Source organism: Rhizosphaericola mali (assembly GCF_004337365.2).
Taxonomy (GTDB): Bacteria; Bacteroidota; Bacteroidia; order Chitinophagales; family Chitinophagaceae; genus Rhizosphaericola; species Rhizosphaericola mali.
In genome coordinates, this window is record NZ_CP044016.1 from 1,785,432 (window position 1) to 1,801,012 (window position 15,581).

Sequence of the window (15,581 nt, forward strand, 5' to 3'; positions counted from 1 at the left end):
GATAGGCTATTTTATAGCCAATAAATTAATCCTCTAAAGTATATTTTTTTATTACCTCAATTTCATCTTTTTTGTATGGGGTTCCATTGGCACGGAAAATATCGTGAAACCATAGTTTGGGTTCTTTTCCATCTTTTATAGGGGTATCCCATGCAAAAATTGTATTTGTTTTACCTGCAACTAAACCCCAATTAATTGCTCCAATATGATTTTCTTTTAAAATTGGTAATAATTCTTTAAATGTACTATTATTTCGTCTCGCCATATACTCTGTGCAGACCATTGGTCGATTGTATTTTTTTAAGGTATCAATAGTTATCAAGTGTTTTTCTTTAGCCTGATAGTCATGATATGTAACAATATCTGAATTTTGCAAAATAAATGTATTAATTTCTTTCAATTCAGGATTCCAAACTCCAGAAGATACTGGTTGAGATAGTGTTACAGTACGAGACCAATCAAATACCTTTTTTAATAGTGGCAAACTTTTTAATTTATAGTTTGAATTACCTGCCTCATTATAGAGATCCCATAATGCAATTCGAGCATCATCTTTAAATGTATTTAAAATATCAACTACATAGTTACGTAGAGTATCAACTAACAAAGGCTCTTGATATAATAACCCACCAGGATCTCTAACCCAGCCTGAATTATGAACACCTAATTTAGGAGCAGGCTGCGTGCCTAAATGATAAGATTCATTCCAACAATCATCAAAAAAAACAAATATGGTTTTAATTTGATTTTTAGTTGAAATACTTAAATATTGATCAATTCTTTGTTTAAAACTCTTTGCGTCTTGTTGCCAAAGTGCATGATGTAAAAATACGCGCATACTATTAAATCCAATACTATGAGCCCATCCAAGTTCTCGATCAATCGTGGCAGTATCAAAGGATTCAGATTGCCACATCTCTAACTGATTAATAGCGGTACTAGGAATAAAATTACATCCCGAAAGCCATCCGGTTTTTTCATACCAACTTTTAGCTTGACTTTCGGACCAACGATTTTCATTATTTTGTGCAAACAACACAATACCCCATAGTATACTGAATATACTGATTACAATTTTTTTCATGCGATTCAATTTAATTTAATAGTTTAATTATTCTAGCTTTCCTCTTTTTGAATATATCAACTAGCCTTAGTTATTAAAATGTTTATTCGTGCAATAGTATCTAATTAATTATGAATACTAACTTTAGGAAAAAATATTTCATCTATGGCCATTTTTAATATATCAGGACCTCCTGCCGGATTTTTTTCAAAAAACATTCTGGTGATAGCTGTTTTTCTTGGTGTAACTGCGGAGTCCGAATTATGAGTATGAAATATATAGTACATTTGATTGTCCGCACCAGTGAATACATCTCCGTGCCCAGTACCTGAATATCCTGTATTCTCCTTACTTAAAATAGGATTGTTACTATATTTTATCCAAGGACCTGTAATACTTGTACTAGTAGCATAACCTACAGCATAGGATTGGCTTCTAAAATCATTTGCAGAATATATTAAATAATACACACCATTGTGTTTTAATACGGTTGGTCCTTCCGTAACTTTTCCCATTACGGTCTCCCAACGCTCCGTTGGAGATATACTCACTTTGTTAGAAGATTCATCTATACCACTATTATCATCATTTAATAAAGCGGTATATATCCGATTGGTTCCATCAGGAAATTCAACATGAAATAGATATTTCTTTCCATCGTCATCGGTATACAAAAATGGATCAATATTTTTTCTATCGGCAATAATTGGTTTATTCTGTCCAGAAAACGGGCCGTCTATAGAGGAGGAAGTAGCATATGCAATATGCTCATTTGCTGTATATAATAGATTTGCTTGACCATTATTGCTCCAGAATTGTGGAGCCCAATATAGATCAGTTCCATAAGCAGCCCCATTTTTCAAAACAATTTTATTACCAGCATTGGAAAATGAATGCATATTATCCGAACTAAAAATACGTATTCCATCTCTAGTGTCTGGTTCATAAGTGCCACTTAAATAATATTTTCCATCTTGGTAAAACATTGTAGGGTCTGCCATGAAAATATTAGAACTATCTATTATCACATTTTGAGAACTGGAATTATTTTTAGAACAAGTAACGATCCCTAAAACACCTAGTGGCAAAATAAATCGAAAAATTGTTTTCATATTTTTGTCAGTTTAATATATGCAAAAAAGTTATTATTAAAATTACCAACCAGGGTTTTGTGTAAGGCTTGGATTTACATCTAAATCATATTGAGGAATGGGTAATAAAGCATATTTACTTTGATAATTAGCAAATCCAGCGTCTCTAGTAGATAAGGATGTGCTTAAATCCCCCCAACGAACTAAATCTTCCCAACGATGTCCTTCTCCACTTAATTCTACAATTCGTTCATGTTTTAACTGATTTCTAAATGCATCTTGTGTCATTCCAGTAGACAGATTAGCAAGTCCAGCTCTATTTCTTACTTTATTAACGGAAGCGTAAGCATCAGTCGTTTTTCCTTGTTCGTTCAAGGCTTCTGCATAAAGTAATAAGATGTCGGCAAACCTTAAATACCTATAATTATTTCCAGAGGCAAAATTTTCATAATCTTGAGTTCCGTCATTTAAAAATTTTCTAAAATACACAGTATGAGTTGTAGCAACGGCAATAGGATCACCAGTAACATTTTCATAGTTTCTAGAGTTAAATGTTTGCCCATAAACGAGCGTATAAGCAGGGCCTCTAACATCTGTTGAATCATATAGAAATGAGGCATCAACTCTTGGATCTCTGTTACCTGAAGTTGTTTTTTCCTTTAAAAATTCCCAAATACACCATCTCCTAGCCTGCCCATCTGTGAAACCAATCGGTCTAGGAGCAACGAAAGGTGGAAATGAAGAACCATAGTTTAATAAATCCGGATTTCCTGATGCATCGTCGTCGTGATCATTTGCCAGATTTGTTAAATTTTCTATTTCGAAAACCGATTCCGAATTGTTTTCTGTTGTTGATAGAAAATTATCTCTGTAATTCGAAACAAGACTATAAACACCAGCGCCGCTTCCAGTTATAAACCAAGAAAATGCTTGCTCTGCTTGATTATATTGATGCATCTGCATGTATGTTTTACCTAACATTCCATAAGCAGCCCCTTGAGTCGCCCTTCCAAGATTAGCTTGATTATAAGATTGAGGCAGAACCAGTGTTGCGTCAGAAAAATCTTTTACACATTGAGCATAGACATCAGCTTGAGAAGAAGTATTGGGTTTATCATCAGCGGCAGAAGTTTTTAGCAGAATGGGGACATTCCCCCATAAAGTTCCTAAATAATAATAAAAAAAACCTCTTAAAAATTTCGCCTCACCAAGTAGTTGATTTCTTACAATACTATCCATTTCTATATTAGGTACATTATCTAAAACCTGATTTGCCCTATTAATCCCTACATAACAGTCTTGCCAAGTGGTTATTGTTTCCCATAAATTATAATCTGTTACATTAAAGACATCAAAATTATTGATTAATATACCATTAGGACTTGTACTAAATCCTTCATCAGATCGAATAATAGTTAGAAAAAATTGATTTCTTGCTAATCCAACTCTATGAAATGTACTATAAATTGAATTAATTCCAGACTGGGCATCATTAGCAGTTTTCCAAAATTTATCTATAGTTGGAGCATTGGGATTATCGATATCTAGATCATGTTTACATGAACTAAAAACAAAAAGTATTGAAAGAAAAAATATTGTTATTATTTTCATCTTAATTAATTTTATTAATTATTTAAAACTCAAGATTGATTCCTAAAGAAAAAATTCGACTAGAAGGCCAGTATCCTCCATCAAAACCTCTTTGGCCAAGATTACCATTTGCTACATCCGGATCCATTCCTTTATATTTTGTTATAGTGAATAAATTTTGAGCGCTTGCGGAAACTCTTAATGTTTTTAGACCAAGTCGGTTTAACCAATTTGGCTCAAAACCATAGCCAATTTCAAAATTTCGAAGTCTAACATAGGAGCCGTTCTCTAACCACCTATCTGTCTGTGCCATATTATTGGCCGCTATAGATAAGTCAACTCCGTTATCAACGCCGAGTCTGGGATCAGATGTATTTGTATTGTCAGGAGTCCAAGGGCTTAAATCTCTTCTAAAATTTGTCAATTGATAACCATCTAATCCCGCACGAACGCCATTATAAATTTTATTACCAAAAATGCCTATAAATTGAACATTGACATTAAATCCTTTGTACGTACCATTAAATTGCAATCCAGTTTGTAAAGTAGGCCAAGGGGAACCTTCAAATGCTCTATCCGCATTAGTAATCTGCCCATCTCCATTCAAATCTTTATATTTTATATCTCCGGGTTTAGCATTAGGTTGTATAACTACTCCAGCGACATTTTTATAATTGAGCACTTCTTCATAACTTTGAAATAATCCATCCGTTTGTATAACATACCAGGCACCCATGGCATGACCCACTTGTGATCTTGCAAAGGTTGCAGACTCTAGATAATCTATAGCCTTGCCACTTGCATCTACACCTTGATCACCCACTGATAGTACCGTATTTTTTATAGTGGTAAAATTTCCTGAAACATCCCATTTAAATGGTCCCGAATTATTTCTATAAGTAGCAGAAAACTCCACACCCGTATTGCGAATTGATCCACTATTTAAGAAGGGAGATCCACTTGTACCTAGATAATTAGCCAAAGGCACTTGTAGTAATACGTCTTTTGAGATGGATCTATACCAATCGAAGGAAAAAGAAAGCCTATTATTTAAGATTGCTGCATCAAAACCAATATCACTTTGCTGTCTTTTTTCCCACCGAATATTGGGATTTAAAACAGCAGCTCTATATTGCCCCAAATTAGCAATTTGAGGCTGCCCATAAATACCTCTAGCGGTACTACTGACTAGACCCAAATAATCCCAAGAACCAAGAGCATCACTAAATCCTAATTTACCATAGGAGCCTCTCAATTTTAAATCACTTATCCAATCTACATTAAAGAATTTCTCTTTCGAAATACGCCAAGCAGCGGCCATAGATGGAAAATAGCCTGTTCTATGACTAGGCGCAAATCTTGAAGACTTATCAATACGCCCCGTTAAGGTTAATAAATATTTATCATTGTAAGTATAATTTATCCTACTAAGCCAACCATGATTTCTCCATTCTGAAGTTGTCCCTCCGTTCACTGAGGCACTTCCTACGGCAGAACCTATAGTTGTATATAACGTTCCATCAAAATTTTGTAAATTAGTTCTTGCTGCGGTGGTGTAATCTTGTTGCTGCGCAATACGTGAAAATCCTACCACACCATTTATACTATGTAATCCAAATCTTTTATTAAAGTTTAATGTATGTTCTAACAATATATTTAAAAATCGCGCACGATTTTCAGAGACAAATGTCGGGGATGGCTGATTAGTATATCTCCACACTCCTGTATCCCTTACTTCTTTAGTGTAGTCATAACTTACTTCAAGCCCAGCATTAAATTTATAATCCAACCAATTTGTTAGTTTGAGACCAGCATAAACATTTCCAATTACTTTTCCATAGGCAATACTTATTTTATCCAAAGAAGCAGCTGCAAGATAATTGTTAGCATAAGAAGGATTATCAGTAGAGCCCATCCCCCAACCTTGAGGATTAGATGGATAATTGATTGGATCAGTATAAGATGGATCTTGTACTTTGATTGTAGGAAGCATCATAGATGTATTTGTAAATGCATTTACACCTCCACCAGGATATTTATTATTTGAGGCTGTTAATGTTAAATTTTCACCGAATGTTAAAATACCCTTTTTAACCTCAGAATTTATTCTAAAAGAAGCCCTATTAAAGGAATTCCCCACTACAGTTCCATCATTTTGATAATATCCACCAGAGATAAAATACTTAGATGTTGGAGATCCTCCTGAAACAGAAACATTATAATCTTGGTAACTACTTGCACGATAAACAGCTTTCTGCCAATCAACATCTATCGTATTATTTGCCAATTGTGAGCTCACAAAAGATGGCAAAGTAGCATTAGAATTAGCATAAGCTTGAGATACTGTTTGTAAGTATTGTGGAGCATCCATTAATTTCATCTGACGAGGAATGGATTGCCTTCCATATTTTGCACTAAAAGCAATTATTGGAGGTCCATTTTTTCCTTTTTTTGTAGTTATAATAACTACTCCATTTCCTGCTCTTGATCCATATATAGCAGCAGCAGATGCATCTTTAAGTATTTGTAGAGACTCAATATCATCAGGATTAATTGTAACATTTGCGTCTGAGAGCATACCATCGATAACATACAAAGGACTGGCATTAGAAAAACTACCGACACCCCTAATTTCTATTAAGGAATTTTGACCCGGAGCGCCTCCATTTCTTACTGTTACTCCAGGAATTGTTCCTTGTATTGACTCTGCGATTGTTCCTGCTGATATTTTTCGAGCATTATTCATATTTGCAACACCCGTTGCTCCAGTCAAATCCTTTTTTAGAACACTTTGATAACCAATTACAACAACTTCATTGAGGTCAGTGTGGGTAAAAGCCAATGTAATTATTATATCTTGCTGATCTGTTATAAATAGTTTTTTCTCTTCATGACCTATAGACCTTATTTCCAAAGAATCTCCATCTGCTATTTGTATTTGAAAACGGCCACTATCATCAGAAATTACTTTTTGATTTTTTCCAATTATGTTAATTGTAGCAGCCGAGATCGGAGAACCACTATCTTCTATTATTTTCCCTTTTAATAATCTACTAGTTTGCTGACTATGAAGGGAATTAGTAATCATTAATAACGTACAAAAAAGTAATAATTGACCGTAAACTCTTTGCAGTAGGATAAGTCTCGATTTAGTAGAGCCGTTTTTCTTATATTTCATATGTGCAATTTTTATTTTAGTTAAGAATTTTATGAGTGTTAAATCAAAAATTTAACTTCTATTTTTTTTAAAAAATCATAAAACCGTACTATTACATTAATTCAAACAATCGTTAAGCAATTCCAGGCAACTTGGAAAACAACTATTTTGGTTGTTGCTGTGAATACAAAAGTCATTTTTTTTATGAAATAGTATTCAACATATTATTTCATACTTTCTACAATTTGTCTCAATTACAAAATCTAACGCTTTATATTTATAAATGATTTTTGTAATATTGTAAACATTATAAACGATTGCAGATTTTTGAAAATATTACACAAAAAGATTACATTGGCATATCAACAACTAATGAGCATCTTAAAAATCAATATATTTTATAAGATTTTCTTCTTGACATTCATACTTAGTCTATTTGGAAATAAAGGAATCTTTTCTCAATCCTATTATTTCAAACACAATCAGGTAGAAAAGGGACTATCAAATAATACAGTTTTTTGTTGTATTCAAGATAAAGATGGATTTATCTGGATGGGTACAAAAGATGGCTTAAATAGGTACGATGGGAATGAGTTTAAGATTTATCATAATTTCACGTATAAAAATGGGCAAAGAGATAATTATATTAGAACACTTTATTTAGATAATATTGGTATAATATATATTGGTACAAGGACTGGTGTTTTCAAATATCAAAAAGAAGATAATATTTTCACCCCGATTTTATTTACAGGTGAAGAAATCAATGATTTAAAAAAAGATAGCGAAAATAATTTATGGATTATCTCTAATCATCAACTTTTTCGCATAAAGAACAAGACTATAAAACGATATAGTAATTTAGATCACCTTGGCTTAACATCCCTATGTATAGACAAGCAAGGTGTAGTCTGGATAAGTACTGATATTGGCATATTAAAAAAATGGAATAGTTATAAAGATACCTTTGAAGATGTAGATTTATTTCCTAATAAGAATAATGCTAGTGATGCACATATTGAAAAACTATATACAGACTCTGATGGAAAAATATGGATAGGAACTGCATCAAACGGAATTGTTAGATTTGATCCACAAACACATACAAAAACTACAATAGATTTTAAGGATGAATTGCTAAATCATATTTATGTTAGAGATTTCATAGAATACGACAAATATGAACTTTGGATTGCTACCGAATATGGAATAGTTATTTATAATACTCAAACCAAAAAATCTACACATTTATATCATATATATGGAAACGATTATAGTTTAGCTAGTAATGCTATATACTGTCTATTAAAAGATGCAGAAGGCGGAGTATGGATAGGATCCTATTTTGGAGGGGTAGACTATTATAACAAAAGGTACAGTTATTTTGAAAAATATTTTGTTCAAAGCCAATCTACTAATATTAGCGGAAATATAGTTAGAGAAATAGTTGCAGACTATAAAAATAATCTTTGGATTGGTACAGAAGATGGGGGCCTTAACAAATTAGATATTAACAACCATAATATTACTCAATTAAATCCGTCAAAAAACAAAACGAATCTTTCTTATTTTAATATTCATGGCTTACTTCCTATTGGTAGCAAATTATATGTGGGTACATTTGAACACGGACTAGATGTATTAAATATTAATACTAATAAAATTTTAGAGCATTATAATGAGACCTATGGTCAAACATCTTTAATGAACAAGTTTTTTGTTTGCTTTGCTAAACTATCCGAAGAAAATATACTATGTGGTATGCGATATGGTTTATATATCTTTAATACAAAAACAAAAAAAATTAATCCAGTATCAGATAAATTACAAATGTTAATCACCTCAATATTAGTAATTGATCAAAATAATATTTGGATAGGTACGTATGACAAAGGATTATATCACCTCAATATGAGCAACAAAGAAGTAAATCCAATATCTCTTAATCATACAGAAATAAAACAAACTTATATAGGAATTACCTCCTTAACAAAAGATAGCTTAGGCAATGTATGGGTCGGTACAGAAGGGGAAGGCATGTTCATTTTAAATTCCTCGAAATCTAATATAAAGAATATCTCTCAAGAAAATGGATTACCAAGCAATTCTGTCTATAAAATCATCCTATATGACAACGAAAACATATGGCTATCAACAGCAAAGGGGTTAGTGAATTTAGATCCTAGAAATTATCATATAAAAAAGATTTATACTATGTCTGATGGATTATTAAGTGATCAATTTAACTACAATTCGGGACATAAAGCCGCTAATGGAAAACTATATTTTGGAAGTGTAAAAGGGCTAATAAGTTTTGATCCTAATAATATATTGAATACTAATTACCAAGCGCCAATACAGATAACTAATATTTCTATAAATGGTCACGACATTCCCCATTCTAATAGTTTGGAAAAAAATAAAAGATGCAATGATTCTATTCTTTTAACACATCAAAACAATTCAATTTCAATTAATTATTCCTCCCTAAGTTATATATCGCCCGAAAAAATAAACTATCGATATAAATTAATTGGAAGTAATAAAAATTGGCAATACTTGCGAACGAATCAAACAATCAATTTTAGTGCCTTACCAACTGGTAATTATATTTTTTATGTTCAGGCTACGTCAGACAATGCGAACTGGAACAATGCCATAGGGAAACTTTATATACAAATATTACCTACCTTTTGGCAGAGTCCTATAGCGATAATTTTATATTTTCTTGTTTCTATCGCAATAATTGTAGTACTAATATTCTTTTATCATATAAAAACAATCAAAAAGAATAATAAGAAGATAAAGGAAATGGAGCTACTAAAGGAAAAGGAAATATATGAGCGAAGAATAGATTTTTTGGTAAAATTTGCCCATGAGATACGAACTCCTCTTACCTTGATTAAAGCGCCATTGGAAAAAATAAAAAGTCTTATAGCGAATCAACCAAAAGTGGAAAAGCAATTACAAACAATGGAACGAAATACTGAACGAATTATATCCATAAGTAATGAATTATTAGACTTTCGCAAAGTCGAAGTCACTGGATATCAACTTCATCTGATAGAAATAAATATAGTTCCACTTATTGAATCAATAATTTCATCATTTTTCGAAATTGCAAAAGAAAGGAAAATAGAATTTTCTTTTAAAAAAAATCAAAACGCTTATATTATAAAAGCAGATAAAGAAGCAATTCAAAAAATTATTACAAACCTATTAGAAAATGCTATAAAATATAGTAATAGTATTGTAGAAATTAAATTGTATAGTGATATTGAAAATAAAATCTATATCTCATTTAAAAATGATGGTGATAAAATACCTATTGATCAAGCAGAGAAAATATTTGAGCCATATTACAGACTCTCCAATAACAAGCATATAACTGGTACTGGATTGGGATTAGCTATATCAAAGTCTTTATCAATTTTACAAAAAGGACAATTAACATATGACACAAAGGAACAAGTATTCAATATTTTTATATTAACCTTTCCATTAAGTATGTAAATTATGAACGAAAATGAAAATTTTATTTATGAATCAACTATTCTAATTGTTGATGATAATGAAGAAATACTAGATTTTTTACAAGAAGATCTAAACGAATATTATAATACAATTTGCTCAAACACAGCATTGAAAGCACTCAATATTCTAGATACAACATCTATCAATTTAATTATAAGTGATATAATGATGCCCGAAATGGATGGTTTTGAATTTTGTAAAATCATAAAATCAAATATGAATTATAGTCACATTCCTATTATATTACTAACCGCTAAAAATACTATCCAATCAAAAATTGAAGGCCTAGAATTAGGTGCAGATGCCTATATAGAAAAACCATTTTCTCCGAAACATTTACAAGTACAAATTGAAAATCTACTAGTAAATCGGATTAGAATAAAAAAATATTTTGCTTCTAGTCCGACATCAACGATTAACTCTATAGGACATACGGCAGAAGATCAATTATTTTTGGATAAATTAAATAAAATCATACTTGAAAATATAGAAAATTTTGATTTCAATGTTAATGATATCGCAGAAAGTATTTTTATGAGTAAATCTTCTTTATATCGAAAAATTAAAGGCATTTCTGATTTATCGCCAAATGAATTAATTAATATTACTAGGTTGAAAAAAGCGGCCGAATTGCTTCATAATAAACGATATACGATTAAAGAAATATCTGAAATGGTTGGTTTCAATTCGATCACCCATTTTGGTAGAAATTTTCAAAAGCAATTTGGAATGTCACCAAGTAATTATCAAAAAGGAAATTGATAAAATTGTTACTATTATTTTATTTTCCTTTCATATATTTTAAAATAAACTATATTTTAATACTTTAAGTTATACACACCTATCTTACAGTTTCATTAAATATGTTATCAAATTTAAATCTGTATTTATTGCAAATAATGTGATTATATTAGCACTATAGACTATATGACAGACCTGCTATAAGTCTGATATTTTTTTAAAATAAAAATAGAATTCCAAGATTTGTTATTTACTAAAGAAGAAAAGATAACTAAACTATAATATAAAGAATAGAAAATATAAAAAGAATGAAATAATATTTGAATTAAAATGAACTATATTATATTAATTCTGTAGCTTTAATTATAATACCATATTTTCTAGGTAGCAATTCGGTTAGTTAAAAAATAATACAGTTCTACTTCATTGAAATTCAACGATTAATTAATATAGTTCGAATCCCTTCCTCACCGCCAGCAAGGAATTCAAACGAATAAAAAACCGTGGTAAATCAATGATTATCACGGTTTTTTATTTTATTTCTAATCCGATTTAGCTCGAATAAATTCAAATAAAAAGATAGCAATTCGGTTAGCACATATTTTCAATAAAATTGCTAACCGAATTAGGTCTAAACATTTGATATTTAACAAATTACCGAGTTGTTACTTTTAAAGTTATGATTATTTCATTTTTTAACTTTTTAATGTTTCATCATGAACTTAAATCAAACCATTTCCATCAGATTTTGGCAAACAAAATCTAGAAATGCAAATGAATGTTCTTTAATTTATGCCAGAATCACTATCAACGGTGATAGCATTGAAATTGGAATAACAGAATACCAGATATTTATTCAATTTAATAATGAGCAAATCAATGCAAATATTCTTTTTTGCATACAGTAAATTGCAAGTCCATATAAAAGGAAATAAAACTTAATTAAATGGATTAAAAGAAATACCTAAATTAAAGTAAAAGTTACCTTGATAACTTGTTGTTGCTAATTTATCTGATTTGTATTTTTCTCGGATTGTACCATTCAATGGTTTGATCCATCCAGATCGGCCATAGACTATAAAATGCTTATTGATACGATATTCATACATCACACTATTTTTAAATTCGTTTCGATTGAACATGTAGGATTTATTGTTATCTGCCAGAAAATTCGATTTAAAATAATAGGGATTCGCTTCTAATTCAGAACCAATAGACAAGCGACCATGCTTAAATAGTTGTCGTCTGACATAAACCTGTTTGGGTAAAATAACGTCCAGCATCCACGGCGAGTTTTTGAAATTATGGATATAAGAGAAACTGGGTAAAATGGGTGCGATGGCATTGGCATTACTCTGTAATACAATACCTACTGTAACTATTGTGGATTCATTTTTCTTTAAGATAAGAGATCCAATATAAGAGCCATAAACCATCCCAAAGTTCTTGTTAGAACCATCCGCAGAAACGGATATATTAGAAACAAAAGGTTTGTTCCACAACTTATCGTAACGAGTATAGTTAAGAGCCGCCCAAAGGTAATGGAAATGCACATCTCGACTTGATGCAATGGTAGGAACGCCATCAGATGGAATATCCACGTTTTCAAATGCCAAATGTTCGTATTTGTAACGGGCAGAAGCACTGAGACTCCATTTTTCTTTCTGTATTAAATTATAGTTCATAGCAAGTTTAAGTCTATTTTGGCTTACTATCCGACCCGTTTCATAGGTTTTGTCGTCCATCTTAGTGGTGTAATTATATTCACCCATTTCATCATATTGGATATCCAAGAAACGGGTTGATGGAAATTGGTTATTGATATCCTTTGCCAACGAGTTTTGAACAGATTTTATAGAATCTACTGATTGGGCATAAGAACCTGTACTTACCATAGACAGTAACACTAGAAGAGCGTACGTTACGATTTTGCTTGATTTATTCATTTTTAAAAAAGAATTTGATAGTTATTGTGCTTGTTAAGACAAAGAAACTTTTAATTATAAAATTCAAATCGACTAAACTGCATAAAACGGACATTTTCGAGCTTAAAAAGGACAGATGCATCAAATACTTTCCAAATATCATTTAGAATGCTTTATACGCTATTTTGTCCATTTTAACCCAAACATAAATGCAGCTAGACAAGAGTATTTTATCTTTGTATTATGGTGAAAAACAAACTTCCTTTAGGCGTTTTCGTCTGTATGGGTCTTGCATTGTTGGGCGTGGTACTAAAAAGCGTATCGGGCTCTTCCGACCTGGCGTGGATAGAGGTATTCAAGTCTATCCTTTATATGTGGGGGTATAGTAGCATTTGCTTAGTCATTTATAATGCACTCGTAAAAAAGATTGTCTCCAATATATCCAAAATTCAGGTTCGTTATTTAATGAGCATAGTCAGTATCGTGGCCGTTGGATATTTGATTTATCCCTATTACTATCTATTTTATTTTATAACGACACTAGACAAAGGTTCCTGGATATCGAGTGAAAGCAATTGGTATAGCGTAATGCTTGCCAGAGGTGTAACAATCAGTGCATTGATGTTTTTTGTGGTGTATTACCTGCAACTATTGCAAGACAAACAAAAAAGAATACTAGAGATAGAACAATTAAAACAAGCACAACTAGAAGCTAATTTGTCCAACCTGAAAGAACAGCTGAATCCTCATTTCTTATTCAACTCACTTAATACTTTGAGTTCTTTGACAGAAGAGGAAGTCGTGAAGGACTACGTCTCAGAATTGGCGGATGTATATAGATATATGTTGGCGCACAATAAAATGTCGACGGTAACAGTAGAAATGGAGTTGAAATTTGTTCGATCCTATCTTTATATCATGAAAACCAGGATGGGCGAGAATATATGTATAGACCTTCATTTGGATGAAAATATTAAAAAAATAAAAATTCCTCCTTTGACCTTGCAGATTCTACTGGAAAATGCCATCAAACACAATATTGCTTCTCGCGAGCATCCACTTTATATCAAGATGTATAATGTGGGATTAGATTACCTGATTATTGAAAACAACTATAATCCAAAAATCCAAATGCAATCCTCAACAGGCATTGGCCTCGGTAATCTTGCAAAACGGTATCATTTATTATTTGGTAATGAAATCCAGATTATCCATAGTGCCGATTCTTTTACCGTAAAACTCCCTTTACCCCAACTATGAAAATTTTAATTATTGAAGATGAATTAAGTGCGGCAAAAGAGCTGGAGCGTTTACTTTTAAGATATGAACCTTCCATCGAAGTCGTAGCTATAAAGGATTCCGTATCATCGTCCATTAGTTTTTTACAATCCAATCCACAGTTGGATTTGATTTTTTCGGATATTCAATTAGCAGACGGTATGTGTTTTGATATTTACAAAACGGTTCAAATACAGAGCCCCATTATTTTCTGTACGGCTTTTGACGAATATATGATGGAAGCTTTTGAAACCAATGCGGTAAGTTATCTTTTGAAACCAATATCCATGAGTAAGATTCAGGCTGCCATGGAAAAATTTGAACAATTGAAAAAACTGTTTCGTCCTGAAGACAATACCAGGCTGATAGAATCGCTAATATCTAATCTGAAAAAAAACTACAAGCGTACTTTACTCGTCAACTTAAGAGAGCAGATCATTCCAATTCCTGTAGACGAAATCGCCTACTTTTATTTTCAGAATAAAACGATTCAAATCACAACGTTCAAAAACAAACAATACTCCATTTCCCCTAGTTTAGATGAGTTGGAAAATGTACTGGATCCCGAAAAATTTTATAGAGCGAATAGACAATTCCTGATTCATAAAAACAGTATAAAGAGCATTGAACGTTTTTTTATGCGAAAAGTAGTAGTTGAATTATTGATAAGCACTCCAGAAGCGGTTGTAATAAGCAAAGTGAAAGTCAATGAATTTTTAAGATGGATGGAAGGCGTGTAAAACAATTCAATTCTACAATTTAAGACATGTTTGTTATAATACGATGAGTAAGTTTTTGATTATAAATAATAATAAATATAGAACTCTACAAGAGGAAATCCTTGCATTTTTATGGGATAATGGTAATGAAATTTTAATGGATAGTGATTACAGCAAAGAAGAAATTTTTAAACATTTCAGATTTCATGAGACATGTATTATTACAATCGGAGACAATAATTTACTGTATGATTCTTTGGAATTAGATGTGCCGAATGTGAAGATGGAGCCACAAGCATGTTTTTCCACAGTCATTTGTTGGAATCTTCACTTTTCACATTCTGGAGTATATTCCAATGCATTGCCCTATCCACATAGGTTATTTGCATTTAAAAGCTTAGAATTATCAGAGTTGCTGGTTTTCTTTGAATGGTGTTTGAAAATGAGATTGTTCACGAAATGACATAATTCATGAAAAGAGAA

11 protein-coding genes are annotated in these 15,581 nt (G+C 31.6%); 6 read left to right on the forward strand and 5 right to left on the reverse strand.

Translation table 11 applies throughout. The annotated features are described in order from the left end of the window. Positions 1-25: 25 nt before the first annotated feature. The 4 genes from E0W69_RS07855 to E0W69_RS07870 form a co-directional block, all read right to left on the reverse strand. Positions 26-1,084 (reverse strand): glycoside hydrolase family 2 TIM barrel-domain containing protein, encoded by a 1,059-nt coding sequence (locus E0W69_RS07855; RefSeq protein ID WP_131329482.1) that lies wholly within the window; start codon positions 1,082-1,084, stop codon positions 26-28. Between the two features lie 104 nt (positions 1,085-1,188). Continuing rightward, positions 1,189-2,175 carry a glycoside hydrolase family 43 protein gene (locus E0W69_RS07860; RefSeq protein WP_131329484.1) on the reverse strand — a complete coding sequence of 329 codons (987 nt, stop codon included), beginning with the start codon at positions 2,173-2,175 and terminating at the stop codon, positions 1,189-1,191. 42 nt (positions 2,176-2,217) lie between these two features. Next, entirely contained in the window at positions 2,218-3,765 is a 1,548-nt protein-coding gene (locus E0W69_RS07865) for a RagB/SusD family nutrient uptake outer membrane protein (protein WP_191968004.1), read from the reverse strand. A gap of 22 nt (positions 3,766-3,787) precedes the next feature. Continuing rightward, positions 3,788-6,922, reverse strand: a complete 3,135-nt coding sequence (locus E0W69_RS07870; RefSeq protein ID WP_131329488.1) for a SusC/RagA family TonB-linked outer membrane protein — start codon at positions 6,920-6,922, stop codon at positions 3,788-3,790. A 351-nt stretch (positions 6,923-7,273) separates the two neighbouring features. Here E0W69_RS07870 and E0W69_RS07875 point away from each other — a divergent pair, with 351 nt between their 5' ends. The 3 genes from E0W69_RS07875 to E0W69_RS20445 all read left to right on the forward strand — a co-directional run bounded on the left by E0W69_RS07875 (position 7,274) and on the right by E0W69_RS20445 (position 12,084). Then, positions 7,274-10,414 (forward strand): sensor histidine kinase, encoded by a 3,141-nt coding sequence (locus tag E0W69_RS07875; RefSeq protein ID WP_150136676.1) that lies wholly within the window; start codon positions 7,274-7,276, stop codon positions 10,412-10,414. A gap of 3 nt (positions 10,415-10,417) precedes the next feature. Beyond that, positions 10,418-11,197 carry a response regulator transcription factor gene (locus tag E0W69_RS07880; protein ID WP_131329492.1) on the forward strand — a complete coding sequence of 260 codons (780 nt, stop codon included), beginning with the start codon at positions 10,418-10,420 and terminating at the stop codon, positions 11,195-11,197. Between the two features lie 695 nt (positions 11,198-11,892). Continuing rightward, positions 11,893-12,084: a hypothetical protein gene (locus E0W69_RS20445; RefSeq protein ID WP_131329494.1), complete on the forward strand. Its 192-nt coding sequence runs from the start codon at positions 11,893-11,895 to the stop codon at positions 12,082-12,084. Between the two features lie 30 nt (positions 12,085-12,114). Here the strand turns inward: E0W69_RS20445 and E0W69_RS07885 are convergent, their stop codons facing one another. After that, complete coding sequence (locus E0W69_RS07885; protein ID WP_131329496.1) at positions 12,115-13,122, reverse strand: hypothetical protein; 1,008 nt, start codon at positions 13,120-13,122, stop codon at positions 12,115-12,117. A gap of 222 nt (positions 13,123-13,344) precedes the next feature. On the opposite strand from E0W69_RS07885, the gene E0W69_RS07890 reads away from it, so the two are divergent. From E0W69_RS07890 to E0W69_RS07900, 3 genes are read left to right on the forward strand one after another with little or no spacing between them, the layout of a single operon-like run. Further along, positions 13,345-14,361, forward strand: coding sequence for a sensor histidine kinase (locus E0W69_RS07890; protein ID WP_131329498.1), 1,017 nt, complete (start codon positions 13,345-13,347; stop codon positions 14,359-14,361). Beyond that, entirely contained in the window at positions 14,358-15,119 is a 762-nt protein-coding gene (locus E0W69_RS07895; RefSeq protein WP_131329500.1) for a LytR/AlgR family response regulator transcription factor, read from the forward strand. Before E0W69_RS07890 ends, E0W69_RS07895 begins: the two co-directional genes overlap by 4 nt. A gap of 43 nt (positions 15,120-15,162) precedes the next feature. Next, a complete protein-coding gene (locus tag E0W69_RS07900) occupies positions 15,163-15,561 on the forward strand; it encodes a hypothetical protein (RefSeq protein ID WP_131329502.1) in 399 nt (132 codons plus the stop codon). Positions 15,562-15,581: the final 20 nt, after the last annotated feature.